This window comes from Pseudomonas sp. (genome assembly GCF_050739655.1).
GTDB lineage: Bacteria > Pseudomonadota > Gammaproteobacteria > Pseudomonadales > Pseudomonadaceae > Aquipseudomonas.
On record NZ_JBOIBY010000458.1, the window covers coordinates 1 to 17,668 of the forward strand.

A 17,668-nucleotide genomic window follows, 5' to 3' on the forward strand; every position below is an offset into this window, starting at 1 on the left:
GCTCGCGATTACGGTAGGTCAGTCACAAATGTGCTGAATGGTTAACCGCCATCGCGAGCAGGCTCGCTCCCACATGAATATTGCTCACAATTACCAAACTTATTTACGCGGGACAGGCACCGGTAAATCTTCCTACAATCCCTCCTTCGTTAGCTGCCTAAGCAAGGATTCTGCATGCAAGCCGCCAACCTGCGTCGCGGGTACATATTGGGCCTGAGTGCCTACATCATCTGGGGACTTTTCCCGCTCTACTTCAAAGCCATCGCCAATGTGCCCGCCGTGGAGATCATCATCCACCGCGTTCTGTGGTCGGCGTTGTTTGGCGCCCTGTTGCTGATGGTCTGGAAACATCCAGGCTGGTGGCGTGAGTTGCGTGAGAACCCGAAACGCCTGGCGATCCTGGCCCTGAGCGGCACCCTGATCGCGGCCAACTGGCTGACTTACGTGTGGTCGGTGAACAACGGACGCATGCTCGAAGCCAGCCTCGGTTACTACATCAACCCGTTGATCAACGTGCTGCTGGGCATGCTGATCCTCGGTGAGCGGCTGCGGCGCATGCAGTGGATAGCCGTGGGCCTGGCGACCATTGGCGTGGCGCAGCAGGTCTGGCAGGTCGGCAGCCTGCCGTGGGTGTCGCTGATGCTGGCACTGAGCTTCGGTTTCTACGGACTGATTCGCAAGCAAGCGCCGGTCAAGGCATTGCCAGGCCTGGTGGTGGAAACCTGGATGCTGGTGCCGATTGCCATTGCATGGTTGTTGTTCAACCCCACCGCCCATAGTGCTCAGGCCGAGTTCTGGACCACGTCCGAAGCCTGGTGGCTGGTGGCTGCGGGTCCCGTGACGCTGGTGCCGCTGGTGTGTTTCAACGCAGCCGCGCGGTATCTGCCCTACACCACGCTGGGCTTTCTCCAATACCTGGCGCCGACGCTGGTACTGCTGCAAGCCGTGCTGCTGTTTGGTGAACACTTGTCTTCCGCCACGCTGGTGGCATTCATGTTCATCTGGGGGGGTCTTGCGGTTTACAGCATCGATGCGTGGATAAGTTTGCGCCGCCGCAACTGATCAAAAAACGCACAAACCTCTACAGGCCACGTTTAACGTGGCCTGCATCGTTCCTTCCCAAGGTTATCCACAGCGTGATCCCCGGCGTTTGTGCGCAAGTCACTGAATGTTGGCGTTTTTTTGATCAATACGCGCCAAGCCACGGCTGGCGTGGCCTGGCGGGTAGTCTCTACAGGTTATCCACAGGCGGATGCACGTTTAAACTGGATAACCCGATCAGGGTTCACTGCGCAGCACCAGTTCCACCATCAGGTCGTCGGCCAGGGTCTCCAGGCGCGATTGCAGCACCTCCAGAGACAGGGTCAACGGCACGGCGAGAATCGCCTCGGCGTGAAACAGCGGCTCGCTGCTCATCGGCGCCGGCCGCACCTCCGTCACCAATCGCTCCAGACTGACCCCCTGCTCATTCAACAACCGCGTGATATCCCGCACGATCCCCGGCCGGTCATTGCCCACCAGTTCCATGGAGATCGGTTTCCAGGTGCAGGATTGTTCAATGCTGCTCTCGGCAATCAATACGCGAATGCCTTGGGCTGACAAACCCTGCAGGGCATCGACCAGCGAATCGTAGGCTTCGGCCGGAACCCCCACCCGAAGAATCCCGGCAAACTGCCCGGCCATGCGCGACATCCGGCTTTCCAGCCAATTGCCGCCCTTCTCGGCGATGCATTGGGCGATGCGCTCGACCTGCCCTGGTTTGTCCGGTGCGAATACGGTGAGTACGAGGTGGTCCATGGCGCAGCCCTCTGGTCATGACTTTTGTTATAGAGAACCAAGTATAGGCAAGGGTTGTTGCTGTGCTGAGGCGGCTGACGCCATCGCTGGCAAGCCAGCTCCCACAGGTTTGTGTCGATCACAAATACCATACACGACACAGATCCTGTGGGAGCGAGCGGTGCGACGATTCGACTTGCCCGCGAAGGGAACACCGCCGATCACCCACAAAGCACAAATCGTGTACAACTTTGATATTTAACTGGAACAATCCACCAGTTTTTTGAGAACATCCAGCTCCGCACTGTGACCGCAATGCGTCACAGGGTCGCAGAACGACGTAATTAGTCTAATTTTCACAACCGCAATTCATCATGTAGTATGCCTCGGCACGCACTACATAACGTTGGATCGATGTCTGCCGCAGGCACGTTCGCAACCCTGAAAGCCCTGTCAGCAAGGCCCTAAGCCGTTGATTGGTCCCAACCCAGCCGCCAGAAAATGGCATGTACTGGTAGACGGGTTTGTGGTTTAAATGGCCGAAGGCTTCATTGTCAAATTGAAGAGCTGAAAAGCGAAATAGCTGAGCAGAGTGAGGCAAGCAATGACTGAACACGTTCAAGTCGGTGGCCTGCAGGTCGCCAAAGTCCTGTTCGACTTCGTGAACAACGAAGCCATTCCCGGTACCGGCCTCACCGCCGATAAGTTCTGGGCCGGTGCCGACAAGGTCATTCATGACCTGGCTCCGAAGAACAAAGCCCTACTCGCCAAACGCGATGATTTCCAGGCTCGTATCGATGGCTGGCACCAATCCCGTGCTGGCCAGGCCCACGACGCCGTGGCCTACAAAGCCTTCCTGCAAGACATCGGTTATCTGCTGCCAGAAGCGGCCGATTTCCAGGCAACGACGCAAAACGTCGATGAAGAAATCGCCCGCATGGCCGGTCCACAGTTGGTGGTGCCGGTGATGAATGCCCGCTTTGCGCTCAACGCCTCGAACGCCCGCTGGGGTTCGCTGTACGATGCGCTCTACGGCACCGACGCAATCAGCGAAGCTGACGGCGCGGAAAAAGGCAAAGGCTACAACAAGGTTCGCGGCGACAAGGTCATTGCCTTCGCCCGCGCCTTCCTCGACGAAGCGGCGCCATTGGCGGCCGGTTCCCACGTCGATTCCACCGGCTACAAAATCGTCGACGGCAAACTGGTCGTCGCCCTTAAAGGCGGTAGCAACAGCGGCCTGCGTAACGATGGTCAGCTGATCGGCTTCCAGGGCGATGCCTCGGCACCGATCGCGATCCTGCTGAAAAACAACGGCCTGCATTTCGAAATCCAGATCGACGCCAGCACTCCGGTCGGCCAGACCGATGCAGCCGGCGTCAAAGACATCCTGATGGAGGCCGCGCTGACCACCATCATGGACTGCGAAGACTCGGTCGCGGCCGTCGACGCCGATGACAAAGTGGTGATCTACCGCAACTGGCTCGGCCTGATGAAGGGCGATCTGTCGGAAGAAGTCGCCAAGGGTGGCAAGTCGTTCACTCGCACCATGAACGCCGACCGCACCTACACCGCCGTCGATGGCAGCGCATTGAGCCTGCATGGTCGTTCGCTGTTGTTCGTGCGCAACGTGGGTCACCTGATGACCATCGATGCGATCCTCGATAAAGACGGCAACGAAGTGCCGGAAGGTATTCTCGACGGCCTGGTCACGTGCCTGGCATCGATGCACAACCTGAACGGCAACACCACGCGCAAAAACACCCGCACTGGCTCCATCTACATCGTGAAGCCAAAGATGCACGGCCCTGAAGAAGCGGCGTTCACCAACGAACTGTTCGGTCGCATCGAAGACGTGTTGGGCTTGCCGCGCAACACCCTCAAGGTCGGGATCATGGACGAGGAGCGTCGTACCACGATCAACCTCAAGGCCTGCATCAAGGCGGCCAGCGAGCGTGTGGTGTTCATCAACACCGGTTTCCTCGACCGCACGGGCGATGAAATCCACACCTCCATGGAAGCCGGCCCGGTAGTACGCAAGGCCGACATGAAGGCGGAAAAATGGATCGGCGCCTACGAGAACTCCAACGTCGATATCGGTTTGAGCACCGGCCTGCAAGGACGTGCACAGATTGGTAAAGGCATGTGGGCGATGCCGGACCTGATGGCCGCGATGCTCGAACAGAAAATCGCTCACCCGCTGGCCGGTGCCAACACCGCCTGGGTGCCGTCGCCGACCGCTGCAGCGTTGCATGCGTTGCACTACCACAAGGTCGATGTGTTCGCCCGTCAGGCCGAACTGGCCAAGCGTGCTCACGCGTCGGTCGACGACATCCTGACCATCCCGCTGGCAGTCAACCCGCAGTGGACCGCCGAACAGATCAAGAACGAACTGGACAACAATAGCCAGGGCATTCTTGGTTACGTGGTGCGCTGGATCGACCAGGGCGTGGGTTGTTCGAAGGTGCCGGACATCAATGACGTCGGCCTGATGGAAGACCGTGCAACGCTGCGTATTTCCAGCCAGCACATCGCCAACTGGCTGCGTCACGGTGTCGTCACCGAAGAGCAAGTGATGGAAAGCCTCAAGCGCATGGCGCCGGTGGTTGACCGTCAGAATGCCGGTGATGCGCTGTATCGCCCACTGGCCCCCAACTTCGACAGCAACATCGCCTTCCAGGCAGCGGTCGAACTGGTCGTCGAAGGCACCAAGCAGCCAAACGGCTACACCGAGCCGGTCCTGCACCGTCGTCGCCGCGAGTTCAAGGCTGCCAATGGCCTGTAACTGAGCGCTGATGCCGGACATGAAAAAGCCCTGATCTTGTGATCAGGGCTTTTTCTTTAGAGCAAGATCAAAAGATCGCAGCCTTCGGCAGCTCCTACGCAGGTTTCGCGTTTCCTGTAGGAGCTGCCGAAGGCTGCGATCTTTTCAAATATCCATCCCCAACTCATGCTTGACCAAACCCAGCAGCTTGCCGGTATCGATCGGCTTGAGCAGGAAATCCACCACGCTCAAGTGCATCGCGGCAATCGCGTCTTTAACGTCGGCATCGCCGGAGACAATGATGATCGGCATCGCCGCCCGTACCGACTCCCGCACCTGACGGATCAGGTCCAGGCCACCGACATTGCCCATGCGCAGGTCAGTAATCACCAGGCCAATCGATGGCTTTTCTTCCAGCATTTTGAGTGCGGCTTCGCCGCTGGCCGCGATCATGCAACGTATGCCATCCAGGGCCAGGATCTCGGACAGTAATTCTCGGGCATCCTTGTCGTCGTCTACGATCAGCACCCGCTGCGGTGGCAGGTCGGGCTCCAGCATGACGGCACTGAGCGCTTCGCGTTCGGCGTCACTCAAAATATCGTGGTCGGACATGGCGTTCTCTACATGTGCAATTCAAATCCCTAGCAGTGGTGAGACATCGCTAAGCAGAGCTTCAATGTGCGCTTCGTCGGATAATTTTCCAATAGCGTAGCAGAGCGATTTTTCTCTCAATTGCGTAGGGTTTTTCCGACATTTCACAACACACATTGCCTACCTAGACTTACGTCCAATGGGCACCCCGACCATAGGGGTCGACCATGGGTGAGTCATCCCACAACAACTCCAAAAAGACTGCGGTAATGGTTATGAGTAAAGCGGACGCCTTCACACAGGCAGGGAAAACCGCGGTGTTGCAGAACATCCAGGGCACTTTGCAATTCCTTCAGCGTTTCCCGCCTTTCAACCAGATGGAGCACGTCCACCTGGCGTATCTGGTTGAGCAATGTCAGCTGCGTTTTTATGCCCCTGGCGAGAGCATCATCAAGCCGGCCGATGGCCCGGTTGAGCACTTTTATATCGTCAAGCAAGGTCGGGTCGTGGGTGAACGCCCCCATTCGGCCAAGGGCGGCACCGAAACCACTTTCGAAATCACCACCGGCGAATGCTTCCCCCTCGCCGCGCTGCTGGGAGAGCGGGCGACCCGCACTGAACACCTGGCCGCCGAAGACACCTTTTGCCTACAGCTGAACAAGCTCGCCTTTATCAAACTCTTCGCCATTTCCAGCACCTTTCGCGACTTTGCCCTACGCGGCGTGAGCAGCCTGCTGGATCAGGTCAACCAGCAAGTCCAGCAAAAAGCCGTGGAAACCCTGGGTACCCAGTATTCGCTGAACACCCGCTTGGGCGAATTGGCCATGCGCCATCCGGTGACGTGCAGCCCCGCCACGCCCCTGCGCGAGGCCGTGACCCTGATGCATGAGCAGCAGGTCGGCAGCATTGTGGTGGTCGATGAACAGAAAGCGCCGCTGGGGATTTTTACCCTACGCGATCTGCGTCAGGTGGTGGCCAATGGCACGGGTGATTTCGCCGAGGCCATCGAGCGGCACATGACTCAGGCGCCGTTTTACCTGACGCCTGACCACAGCGCATTCGACGCGGCAATCGCCATGACCGAGCGGCATATCGCCCACGTCTGTCTGGTCAAGGATCAGCGCCTGTGTGGCGTCGTCTCGGAGCGCGATTTGTTTTCCCTGCAACGGGTGGATCTTGTGCACTTGGCGCGCACCATCCGCAGTGCCCAGCGGGTGGAAAACCTGGTGGCGATCCGCGGCGAAATCGGTCAACTGGTGGAGCGCATGCTCGCCCACGGTGCCTCGTCGACCCAGATCACCCACATCATTACCCTGCTCAACGACCATACCGTGTGCCGGGTGATCGAGCTGACCCTCGCCGAGAAAGGCGACCCCGGCGTGCCGTTCAGTTGGCTGTGCTTTGGCAGCGAAGGCCGCCGTGAGCAGACGCTGCACACCGACCAGGACAACGGCATTCTGTTCGAAGCCCGGGATGCCGCCCACGCTGCCGAGATTCGCGGCAAGCTGCTGCCCATCGCCCATCAGATCAATCAGAGCCTGGCGCTCTGCGGCTTCACGTTGTGCAAAGGCAACATCATGGCTGGCAACCCTGAGCTGTGCCTGTCCCGAGCCGAATGGGCACGTCGCTTTGCAGCGTTCATTCGCGAGGCCACGCCGGAGAACCTGCTCGGTTCGAGCATCTATTTCGATTTGCGCGTGGTCTGGGGCAGCGAGCAAGGCTGCGAACAGTTGCGTCGAGGGATTCTCGATCAGGTCGCCGATAACCGTTTGTTCCAGCGCATGATGGCTGAGAACGCGCTGCGCAATCGCCCGCCGGTAGGCCGCTTCCGCGAGTTCGTGCTGACGCGCAAAAATGGCGACAAAGCCACCCTCGACCTGAAGATTCAGGGCTTGGCGCCCTTTGTCGACGGAGCACGATTGCTCGCTCTCGCCCACGGCATCGAGGTCAACAACACACTGGAGCGCTTCCGCCAACTGGTGGCCAAAGAGATCATCGAGCCACTGGACGGCGCGGCGTATGAAGAGGCCTATCACTTCATCCAGCAAACCCGCATGCAGCAGCATCAACTGCAGACCCGGGAGAATCTGCCCTACTCCAACCGGGTCGATCCGGACAGCCTCAATCATCTGGATCGACGCATCCTGCGTGAGTCCCTGCGCCAGGCCCAGCGCCTGCAAAGCAGTCTGGCCCTGCGGTATCAATTATGAGCCTGTTTTCATGGCTACGACCCGCCGGTCCGAGCCTGTCCGGCGAACTGCAACAGCGCCTGCAACGCCTGCCGGTGGCGCCCGAGCTGAGCGAGTGCAGCTTGCGCGAACAGCGCTGGGTAGTGCTCGATCTGGAAACTACAGGCTTGAACTTGAACAAGGACCGGGTGCTGTCCATCGGCGCAGTAGTGATCGAGGATGGCGCGATCGATTTCAGCCAACAGTTCGAACGCACCCTGCAATGCGACGAGGTCAAACTTGGCCCCAGCGTATTGATTCACGGCATTGGCCCCAGTGCGATTGCTGCCGGCAGTGATCCGGCGCAGGCGCTGCTCGAATTCATGGAGTTCGTCGGCGACAGCCCGTTGCTGGCCTTCCATGCGCCGTTCGACCAGCACATGCTCGGTCGCGCCCTGAAAGATCATCTGGGCTACAAGTTGCAGCATGCCTTTCTGGATGTGGCGGATATCGCCCCACTGCTGTGTCCGCAGGCGAACATCCGTGAGGCGGGGCTGGACGAGTGGATCGACTGGTTCAAGCTGCAAGTCTTCGAACGCCACAACGCCAGCGCCGACGCCCTGGCCACCGCCGAGCTGGCCCTGATCCTGTTCAGCCGGGCGCGGCAGCAGCAGATTCACAGCCCGTTGAATTTACAGCAGCGGCTGAGCCAGTGGCGGCGGCGGCAGCAAACGCCATCCTTCTGACCCGTCGGTGTCTGGTCTGACGCCATCGCGGGCGAGCCCGCTCCCACAGGTTTTGTGTCGATCACAAATCCCACAAACAACACAAAACCTGTGGGAGCCAGCCTGCTGGCGATGAAGTTGATGCGGTGTGGCTGGTGGCCTCATCGCTAGCAGGCTAGCTCCCACAGGTTTTGTGGTCGATCACACGATCACGCGGTCCAACTGCCCACATCCCTCAAAAAACCACCCGACCAGCGCCAATTGCGTCCCTCCCTCGCCTCTGACACAATCGCGAACAATTCTCGTTAGTTAATACTTCCCAAACGGTGATGCTGCGTGTCGTCAGTCCCAAGCCCTCAAAGTGAGCTCGTCGGTGCGTTATATCGCGACCATCGCGGTTGGCTATTGGCCTGGCTTCGTCGCAACGTCGCCTGCCCGCAACGGGCCGAAGACCTGAGCCAGGACACCTTCGTGCGCTTGCTCGGTCGTGAGGAGCTCAAAGAGCCTCGCGAACCCCGGGCGTTTCTGGTGGCGATTGCCAAGGGCCTGTTGTTTGACTACTTCCGCCGCGCTGCGCTGGAACAGGCTTATCTCACCGAACTGATGCTGATTCCCGAAGCCGAACAACCGTCGGTGGAAGAGCAGCAAATGATCCTCGAAGACCTGAAGAACATCGATCGCCTGCTCGGCCAACTGTCGAGCAAGGCCCGGGCGGCGTTTCTCTACAACCGTCTCGATGGCCTCGGCCATGCAGAAATCGCCGAACGCCTCGGCGTGTCGGTACCGCGCGTGCGCCAATACCTGGCCCAGGGTCTGCGTCAGTGCTACATCGCGTTGTACGGGGAACCGACATGAGTCCGGTCAGTTCCAAACCGGTGTCGGCACAGGTGCTCGATGCCGCTATTGCCTGGCAGCTGTCGCTGGACTGTGCCAACCCGGTGGAGCGCGAAGAGTTCGCCAAATGGCATGCCGCCAACGAAGAACATGCCCGCGCCTGGCGCCAGCTGGGGATGCTCGACCAGCGATTCAGCGTCGCCAGCGGCCCGGCTCGTACCGCTCTAATGCAATCGCGCGCAGGCATTCGCCGTCGGGTGCGCAAGCTCGGCAGCGGCCTGGCCAGTGTCATCGCCGTGATTGGCCTGGCCTTGTTTGCCGGTGAGCGTTACTTGCCCGTCGACTATTGGCTGGCAGACCAGCGCACCGCCACGGGTGAACAGCGCACCATCCGCCTGGCCGACGGCACGTTGATCAATCTCAATACCCACAGCGCCGTAGACGTGCGCTTTGACGAGAAGCAGCGACTGGTTGTCCTCCAGGAAGGGGAAATCCTCGTCGAAACCGGTCATGGCGACGCTCGCCCATTCATTGTCGAAACCCGCGAAGGCAGCATGCGCGCGTTGGGCACGCGATTTTTGGTCAAGCGTGAAGAACAAGGTACGCGCCTGAGCGTGCTGCAATCGGCGGTGGCTGCGCACCCGGAATCGAGCCAGGAAGAACAGATCCTGCGCGAGGGCCAGCAAGTGCTGATCCGCAGCGGCGGCCTGGGTCCGATCATGGCCGTCAACTCCGGCGCAGGCGCCTGGACCCGCGGCATGCTGGTGGTCGATAACGCACGACTGGAAGATCTGGTGAACGAGCTGGGCCGCTATCGACCCGGTCACCTGGGCGTTGCACCGCAAGTAGCGGACCTGCGCATCACCGGTAGCTTCCCGCTGCGGGACACTGACCTGGCTCTGAATACGCTGCTACCGACCTTGCCGGTGCAGATCGAACAGCACACGCAGTGGTGGGTGACGGTGGCGGCGAAGACAGACGCCAAGCCCTGATGATTGTGGCGTCTGACATGACGCCATCGCGAGCAGGCTCGCTCCCACATTTTGACCTGCGAACAGAGATCCATTGTGGGAGCGAGCCTGCTCGCGATGAGGCCGTCAGCATCACCGAAACCATGAGTCTGTTTACTGAATCGAAATTATTTTCATCCAGCCCTATCACTTTTCGAATTTCGTCCGGCACCTAGGCAATTGAGAAGTATTCACTTTCAGGAGCCGCTGTATGTCCCGTTCGCTAGACACCTTGTTGCGCCCCAGTTTGCTGGCGGTTGCCATTGCCCTTTGCACCCCTCTGGCCAGCAGCCAACTGATCGCCGCTGAACAGGCATCCAGCGTTCGCGCCTACAACCTGCCTTCCGCGCCATTGGCCAGCACCCTGAACCAGATCGCCAGCCAGGCCGGCCTGGCACTGTCATTGAACCCATCGCTGGCCGCAGGCAAGACTTCCGCCCCGGTCAACGGCCAGTTCGATGCTGCCGGCGCGCTGCGCGAAGCCTTGCGTGGTACAGGATTGCAGTTGGAACAGAGTGGCGGTACCTACACGCTCGTGGCGGTACCCGAAGGTGCACTGGCCTTGCCTGTGACCAGCGTGATCGGCGCAGAAGACACTGAAAACGCGTGGGGTCCAGTACAAGGTTACCTGGCCAAACGCACCGCGGCCGGAACCAAGACGGACACCGCTCTTGCCGAAGTACCGCGCTCAATCTCTGTAGCCACCCGTGAGCAGATGCAGGATCGTGCCGTACAGAATCTGGATGACGCTGTACGTTATATGCCTGGGGTCGTGGCCAGCAGCTATGGCAGCGATAGCCGCGCAGAATGGCTGAAGGTACGTGGATTTGAACCAACCCAGTTCCTCGATGGGTTGCCGCTGCCAAAAGGCACTTACACCATGCCGAAAATGGAGACCTGGGACCTGGAGCGTGTAGCTCTGCTGCGCGGCCCTGCCTCCTCGGTATACGGTCAGACGCCTCCCGGTGGCTTGATCGATATGGTCAGCCGCCGCCCTGAAGCATTTGCCAGCAACGAAGTGCAATTGCAGGTTGGTAGCTACGAACGCAAACAGGTCAGTTTTGACAGTACAGGCCCCGTCGATGACGAAGGGCGTTTTTTATATCGTGTCAGTGGCGTTGTGCGCGATAGCAACACCACCATTGATCACGTTGAGGACAAGCGCTACAACATTGCTCCCAGCCTGACCTGGAATATCGATCCGGACACCAGGCTGACTTTCCTCAGCCAATACAACCGTGACGATACCGGTATCACCAGCCAGTTCCTTCCATTGCAAGGCACCAAGCTTTCCTCACCTGCTGGCAAGGTAAAGTTTCATGAGAATCTTGGCGATCCGGACTGGGAGTTCTACGACAAGACCTATTACGCTCTGGGATATGCCTTTGAGCACCGTATGAACGACGTTTGGCAGTTCCGTCAGAACTTGCGCTATACCAAGAGCGACCTGTCCTTCCAAGGCATCACCGCAGGCGGTTTTTTCGGCGCGGTCAGCGACGATGGAACCCTGTCCCGAGGTGCCAACGTGGTCAACGAAGACATCAGCCAGTTCGCCGTAGATAACAACTTCCAGGCCGATTTCGACACAGCTTCGATCAGGCACACTCTGTTGCTGGGTCTGGATCACCAACGGGTCAATACCAATTACAAATGGCTGTTTGGTAGCGCGCCAACCAGCAATATCATCACCCCGATTTACGGCCAGGACTTCAGCAACGTCAGCTATACCGCATTCAACGATTACAACCAAAAGACTCATGACACAGGCCTATACCTTCAGGACCAGATGGCTCTGGATAACTGGCGCCTGACTTTGGGCGGTCGTCAGGATTGGCTGCACACCGACTCGACCTTCTACAACATGAACAATGCCAAGGACACTCGCGACGATACGGCCTTCACTGGCAACGCAGCTCTTAGCTATGTGTTCGACTCGGGCTTCACACCTTACGTCTCCTACGCCGAATCCTTTCAGGCAGAAGCCGGCGGAGCGAACGGCGAGGCATTCCGTCCAGGCACTGGCAAGCAATATGAAGTGGGTATCAAATACCAGCCTCCAGGCAGTGACATGCTGTTCAGCGCGGCCGCGTATGACCTGACCCGCAGCGACATCGTCCTCAGCGACACTTTGGGTGTATCTCGTCCATTGGGTGAGGCCAAGGTACGTGGCTTTGAACTGGAAGCGACCGGCGACGTCAACGAGAACTTGAAACTGACCGCCGCGTACACCTATGCCAATAGCAAGATGACCAAAGTCACAGATCCTCTGGACAAAAATCGCCCACTACCACTCACCCCGGAAAACCAAGCCTCTGCCTGGGCTGATTACACGTGGCATACGGGTGTTCTGGATGGTTTTGGACTCGGCTTCGGCGTGCGCTATGTCGGCGAAACCGACAACATCGCCATCGGCAGTATGGGCTTCGTACGCGATCCATCGGATGGCCATAGCGGTTCCTATACCGTCTATGACGCGGCCGTTCATTACGACTTGGGCCGCATGAACAATGTCCTCAAAGGTGTCAGTGTCAGCGTCAATGCCAACAACGTATTTGATAAGAAATACATTTCAACCTGTGACGGCTTCTACTGCTACTACGGCGACCGTCGCAACGTAATGGCCAGCCTTGACTACAAGTGGTAACGGCTTGATCTGACACGCCCAGTACCCAGGCCGTCCCTCGAGGACGGCCTGGGTATTTCTGAGGGTCATTAAATGAAAAGTAAAACAATCCGCCGCTGGTCCTTCGTCCACACCTGGACCAGCCTGATCTGCACGGTGTTTCTGCTGCTGTTGGCACTGACCGGCCTGCCGCTGATCTTCCACCACGAGATCGATCATCTGCTGGGTGACGCCCCGCAATTGCGGGAAATGCCGGCGGACACCCCACAGCTGAATTTGCAGCAGCTTGTGCAGGCTGCGGAAAAGCATCGCCCCGGCGAAGTGATGCAGTATTTCGGCTTCGAAGAAGACGAGCCCAATGCCGCCATTGCGATCATGGCGGCCACCGCGGGCACCGAGCCGAACTCGTCCCACACCTTCATGCTCGACGCCCGTACGGGTGAAGCACTGGAGATGCCTTCGGCCAATGGCGGCTTCATGATGGTCATGTTGCGCCTGCACGTGGACATGTTCGCCGGGCTGCCAGGCAAGCTGCTGCTGGCGTTCATGGGCCTGATGTTCGTCATCGCGATTGTGTCCGGTACGGTGTTGTACCTGCCGTTCATGCGGCGATTGAAGTTCGCCACCGTGCGCCAGGACAAGTCCACCCGCCTGCGCTGGCTCGACCTGCACAACCTGATTGGTGTCGTAACCCTGACCTGGGCCTTGGTGGTCGGTGTAACGGGCGTGATCAGCGCGTGCGCCGACTTGCTCATCGCTGCGTGGCGCAATGACAGCCTGAGCGCGATGATCGAGCCGTACCGCGATGCACCGCCGCTGACACAACTGGCGCCCGCCACGCGCCTGCTCGACATCGCCCGGGAAGTTGCACCGGACATGCAACCCGATTTCATCGCCTTCCCCGGCACGCGGTTTTCCAGCGAACACCATTACGCCGTGTTCATGAAAGGCAGCACCCATTTGACCTCGCACTTGCTGACGCCGGTATTGATCGACGCCAGCACCCTGCAAGTCACCGCCGTGGCCGAACGCCCGTGGTACATGGACGCCATGGGCATGTCGCAGCCGCTGCATTTCGGTGACTACGGCGGCATGCCAATGCAAATTCTCTGGGCGACGCTGGACGTGCTGACCATCATCGTCCTTGGTAGTGGGGTTTACCTGTGGGTAGTGCGGCGCAAGGCCGCAAAACCCGTGCTGCAGACAACGGAGAGCGTGGCATGAAGCCCAGGCAATCGAGTTTCTGGAAAGTCTTCGGCACGCCCACCGTCATCGCGTTGTTCAGTGCGGCGGGGTTGTTTTCCGCCTTGCTGGGCGATGGCATTTGGGATGCGTTGAGCTGGCTCGGCTTGGGCATTCCGGCGGTTCTGGCACTCAGAGGCCTGCTGCAACGCCGCTAATCCAGGCTGAAAATCAAACCCCTGTAGGAGCGAGCTTGCTCGCGATGGTGGTTAACGGTACCGCGTCTTTACCTGGGTAAACGCGGTGCCCTTTAGTTCTTCGCTGGCAAGCCAGCTCCTACAGGGAATTTTGGCCGGTAACAAAATCTGTGATCGACCAAAAACCTGTGGGAGCGGGCTTGCTCGCGAAGGCGATTTAACATTCAACATTTTTACCGAATGTAATGGCCCATTCGCGAGCAAGCCCGCTCCCACAAAAATCGACATCTTTTTCCGTGGTCATACGACGACAACCTTAACCCACCCGTCGCCTACCCCTGCAAATCCTTTGACATATTTGTTGACACATTCGTCCTTGCACTCCTATAAAGGCATGCGTTGTACGACAACCTACAACAACTGCAGCACCAAAATAAATCCAAAAAATACGGTGAAGTGATGAAAGTCAAAGGCATCCGCTGGTGGATGGTCGGCCTGGTGACGGCCGGCCTCATGGTCAACTACCTGGCTCGCAATACGCTCTCGGTGGCCGCCCCCACCCTGATGAGCGAAATGAACATCACCACCGAGCAGTACTCGCATATCGTCGTCGCGTGGCAGCTCTGCTATGCGCTGATGCAACCGGTGGCGGGCTACATCATCGACGCCATCGGCACCAAAATGGGCTTCGCGATTTTTGCTTTCGCCTGGTCGATTGCCTGCGCATTGGCGGCACTGGCCAGCGGCTGGCAGGGTTTGGCGTTTTTCCGTGGCCTGCTTGGCCTCACCGAAGCCGCCGGACTGCCCGCGGCGGTCAAGACTTCCACTGAATGGTTCCCGGCCAAAGAGCGCTCGGTGGCCATCGGATGGTTCAACATTGGCTCGTCGATTGGCGCCGTGCTGGCTCCGCCTCTGGTGGTTTGGGCGATCCTGCACAGCGGCTGGGAACTGGCGTTCCTGATCGTGGGTGGCATGGGTGTCGTTTGGACGTTCCTGTGGATGATCTTCTACAAACATCCGCGCGATCAAAAGCGCCTGAGCGATGAAGAACGCGATTACATACACAGCGGCCAGGAAGACCATTTCAAAGACACCGCCAAGAAAAAAGGCAGCTGGAAAAAGATCATCGGCAACCGCAATTTCTACGCCATCGCCAGCGCCCGAATCCTCTCCGAGCCGGCCTGGCAGACTTTCAACGCGTGGATTCCGTTGTACCTGATGACCGAGCGGCACATGAACATCAAAGAGATCGCGATGTTCGCCTGGCTGCCCTTCCTCGCCGCCGACCTGGGTTGCGTGCTCGGCGGCTACCTGAGTCCGTTCTTCCACAAGCACTGCAAAGTGTCGTTGTTCACCTCGCGCAAAATGGTCCTGCTGTTCGGTGCTTCGTGCATGATCGGCCCGGCGTGCATTGGTCTGGTCGCCAGCCCGTACACGGCGATCGCGTTGTTGTGCATCGGCGGCTTCGCTCACCAGACCTTGTCCGGTGCGCTCTACGCGATCACCTCAGACTCCTTTGGCAAAAACGAAGTGGCCACCGCCACCGGCATGGGCGGCATGTTCGGCTACCTCGGCGCTGCGGCGTTCACCCTGGTGTTTGGCGTAATGGTGACCAAGATCGGCTACAGCCCGCTGTTCGTGGTGCTGGCGATCTTTGACATCGTGGCCGCGTTCATCGTCTGGACGGTTGCTCGTGAACTCAAGCCTCAGGCTGTTGCCGCTCCTGATGCCGGGCAGAAGCTGCAACCCGCCAGCTAAACGCCAAACCTGTGGAAAAACCTGTGGGAGCGAGCCTGCTCGCGATAGCGGTCTGTCATACAACACTGATGTTGAATTTCAAACCGCCATCGCGAGCAGGCTCGCTCCCACAAGGGTTCACATCATGACGTTTGATCGATCAGACCAACGCGCTATGCTGCCCGACACTGCCACCGACCGAGATGCCAGCATGTCCGCCCCGAGCATGACCCTGTACCACAACTCTCTCTCGCCCTTCGTCCGCAAAGTCATGGTGATGCTGCACGAAACCGGTCAACAGGACCGCGTGGCCCTGCAAAACTGTGTGCTCACCCCGGTCGATCCGGACCAGGCCCTGATCAACGACAACCCCTTGAGCAAAATCCCCGCCCTGCGCCTGGCCGACGGCAACGTCATCCACGACAGCCGGGTGATCCTTGACTACCTCGACCACCAACACGTCGGCAACCCGCTGATCCCCCGCGAAGGTTCGGCCCGCTGGCGCCGCCTGACCCTGGCCTCAATGGCCGACGGGATCATGGACGCCGCCGTACTGGTGCGTTACGAAGTCGTCCTGCGCGCCCCGGAAAAACACTGGGACGAGTACCTCGACGCCCAACGCGACAAAATCCGCCGCGCCCTCGCCCTGCTGGAAAAAGACGCCATCGCCGAACTGACCAGCCATTTCGATGTGGCGGCGATCAGCGTGGCCTGTGCCTTGGGTTATGTGGATTTGCGCCATCCGGACCTGGACTGGCGAGCAGTGAATCCGCAGTTGGCGGCGTGGTATTTCGAGGTGAGCCAGCGACCTTCGATGATTGCGACGATGCCGAAGGTTTAAGGTTGGCAGCGGCAAAAGACTATCAGTTCTGATAGTAGGCAAATCGTATAAAAGCTCCGATGCTCAAGGTCCGCTATCTGGACCTTTCACGGAGCTCAGCCGATGCCAAATTCACCTGATGAAATCGTGCTGTGCACTTATGACTACGATCCGCTGGACCGCCAGATCGGCTGCACAGTAGTCCAACAACCCGCCATCCAGCGCTTTCATTGCAAAAGCCGATTGGCCACTGAAATTCAGGGGGCTGCTCGATGGAGTTTCTTCCAGCACGACGATCACTTGCTGGCGCAGCGAAATCACCTCAATGCAAACGTGACGAGCACCTTGCTGGCAACTGATCAACAACGCTCGGTGCTCAACGCCCTCGACGCCTTTCGACCAAATCCCCTCGCCTACTCACCCTACGGCCATCGTCCGGCGCAAAGCGGTTTGCTTAGCCTGCTCGGCTTCAACGGCGAACGGCCCGACCCCGTGACCGGGCATTATCATTTAGGCAATGGGTATCGGCAGTTCAATCCGGTGTTGATGCGGTTTAACAGTCCGGATGGTTTGAGTCCGTTTGGGAGGGGTGGGTGGAATGCGTATGGGTATTGCGACGGAGAGCCCGTGAACCGCAGTGATCCAACGGGACACACTTGGGCTCCGATCAAGTCTTTATTGAGAAAGATTGGCGTAATGAAAAAACCTGCCAAACCGGAAAATATTGTCCAGATCGGGGCATGGCAGCAAGAGTCAGGTAACCCAGAGCTTGTACAACTTCCCGTTGGTAAAGGAGCAAAATCCAAAATAAACAAAACGATGCTAACCAAAAAGGAGGAAGCAAAATTTCGCAAGGAGTGGAACGATGCGATTAAAGAAGGTCAAGCTGCGAGTATGAAGGCTCTCAACAATACCACCACAAACTCAGACCCCTCATTCAACAGAATGCAGAGCAGAAACGCCCCTTCAAATAATTCTGCTATCTCGGATACGGTTGAACACATGTCCGCATCCGAGCTAGTGGAACTTGAGCGTACTGCGAGTTCCTGGAAAAACGTTGGTACCGAGAGAACTGACATCTTAACGGCCGTGAAACGTGAACAAAGCATCAGGGCACTGAACTCGTTTGGAAGTCCGCCTACCAGGAATAGACGCATACGATCAGGCGAACCGGGCTTTAGTCCACGCTAAACCGTTCTCTAATGATATCCAGCTTCCCTAGCGTGGAGGATCATCACTCAACT

General features: G+C 58.5%; 14 protein-coding genes. 12 read left to right on the forward strand and 2 right to left on the reverse strand.

Features of this window, described 5'->3' with window-relative positions; genetic code table 11:
* The first annotated feature begins 174 nt into the window (after positions 1-174).
* On the forward strand, positions 175-1,062 hold the full coding sequence (gene rarD, locus ACRESJ_RS21860) for an EamA family transporter RarD (RefSeq protein WP_431759769.1): 888 nt from the start codon (positions 175-177) through the stop codon (positions 1,060-1,062).
* 216 nt (positions 1,063-1,278) lie between these two features.
* On the opposite strand, the gene ACRESJ_RS21865 is transcribed toward rarD, so the two are convergent.
* Positions 1,279-1,797 (reverse strand): glycine cleavage system protein R, encoded by a 519-nt coding sequence (locus ACRESJ_RS21865; protein WP_431759770.1) that lies wholly within the window; start codon positions 1,795-1,797, stop codon positions 1,279-1,281.
* Between the two features lie 583 nt (positions 1,798-2,380).
* Between ACRESJ_RS21865 and ACRESJ_RS21870 the strand changes: the two genes are divergently transcribed.
* Positions 2,381-4,558: a malate synthase G gene (locus ACRESJ_RS21870; RefSeq protein WP_431759771.1), complete on the forward strand. Its 2,178-nt coding sequence runs from the start codon at positions 2,381-2,383 to the stop codon at positions 4,556-4,558.
* A gap of 144 nt (positions 4,559-4,702) precedes the next feature.
* On the opposite strand, the gene ACRESJ_RS21875 is transcribed toward ACRESJ_RS21870, so the two are convergent.
* A complete protein-coding gene (locus ACRESJ_RS21875; RefSeq protein ID WP_431759772.1) occupies positions 4,703-5,149 on the reverse strand; it encodes a response regulator in 447 nt (148 codons plus the stop codon).
* A gap of 248 nt (positions 5,150-5,397) precedes the next feature.
* Here ACRESJ_RS21875 and ACRESJ_RS21880 point away from each other — a divergent pair, with 248 nt between their 5' ends.
* The 10 genes from ACRESJ_RS21880 (at position 5,398) to ACRESJ_RS21925 (ending at position 17,615) form a co-directional block, all read left to right on the forward strand.
* Positions 5,398-7,338, forward strand: coding sequence for a putative nucleotidyltransferase substrate binding domain-containing protein (locus ACRESJ_RS21880; RefSeq protein WP_431759790.1), 1,941 nt, complete (start codon positions 5,398-5,400; stop codon positions 7,336-7,338).
* On the forward strand, positions 7,335-8,042 hold the full coding sequence (locus tag ACRESJ_RS21885) for a 3'-5' exonuclease (RefSeq protein WP_431759773.1): 708 nt from the start codon (positions 7,335-7,337) through the stop codon (positions 8,040-8,042). Before ACRESJ_RS21880 ends, ACRESJ_RS21885 begins: the two co-directional genes overlap by 4 nt.
* A 315-nt stretch (positions 8,043-8,357) precedes the next feature.
* Complete coding sequence (locus ACRESJ_RS21890) at positions 8,358-8,876, forward strand: RNA polymerase sigma factor (RefSeq protein WP_431759774.1); 519 nt, start codon at positions 8,358-8,360, stop codon at positions 8,874-8,876.
* Positions 8,873-9,847 (forward strand): FecR domain-containing protein, encoded by a 975-nt coding sequence (locus ACRESJ_RS21895; RefSeq protein WP_431759775.1) that lies wholly within the window; start codon positions 8,873-8,875, stop codon positions 9,845-9,847. Before ACRESJ_RS21890 ends, ACRESJ_RS21895 begins: the two co-directional genes overlap by 4 nt.
* A gap of 229 nt (positions 9,848-10,076) precedes the next feature.
* Entirely contained in the window at positions 10,077-12,509 is a 2,433-nt protein-coding gene (locus ACRESJ_RS21900; RefSeq protein ID WP_431759776.1) for a TonB-dependent siderophore receptor, read from the forward strand.
* A 72-nt stretch (positions 12,510-12,581) separates the two neighbouring features.
* Positions 12,582-13,712: a PepSY-associated TM helix domain-containing protein gene (locus ACRESJ_RS21905; protein WP_431759777.1), complete on the forward strand. Its 1,131-nt coding sequence runs from the start codon at positions 12,582-12,584 to the stop codon at positions 13,710-13,712.
* Positions 13,709-13,888 carry a hypothetical protein gene (locus ACRESJ_RS21910; protein WP_431759778.1) on the forward strand — a complete coding sequence of 60 codons (180 nt, stop codon included), beginning with the start codon at positions 13,709-13,711 and terminating at the stop codon, positions 13,886-13,888. The genes ACRESJ_RS21905 and ACRESJ_RS21910 overlap by 4 nt, the downstream gene beginning before the upstream one ends.
* Before the next feature lie 438 nt (positions 13,889-14,326).
* Positions 14,327-15,625 (forward strand): MFS transporter, encoded by a 1,299-nt coding sequence (locus ACRESJ_RS21915; protein WP_431759779.1) that lies wholly within the window; start codon positions 14,327-14,329, stop codon positions 15,623-15,625.
* Positions 15,626-15,815: 190 nt separating this feature from the next.
* Positions 15,816-16,445, forward strand: a complete 630-nt coding sequence (locus ACRESJ_RS21920; protein WP_431759780.1) for a glutathione S-transferase — start codon at positions 15,816-15,818, stop codon at positions 16,443-16,445.
* Between the two features lie 102 nt (positions 16,446-16,547).
* On the forward strand, positions 16,548-17,615 hold the full coding sequence (locus tag ACRESJ_RS21925) for an RHS repeat-associated core domain-containing protein (protein WP_431759781.1): 1,068 nt from the start codon (positions 16,548-16,550) through the stop codon (positions 17,613-17,615).
* Positions 17,616-17,668 lie beyond the last annotated feature (53 nt).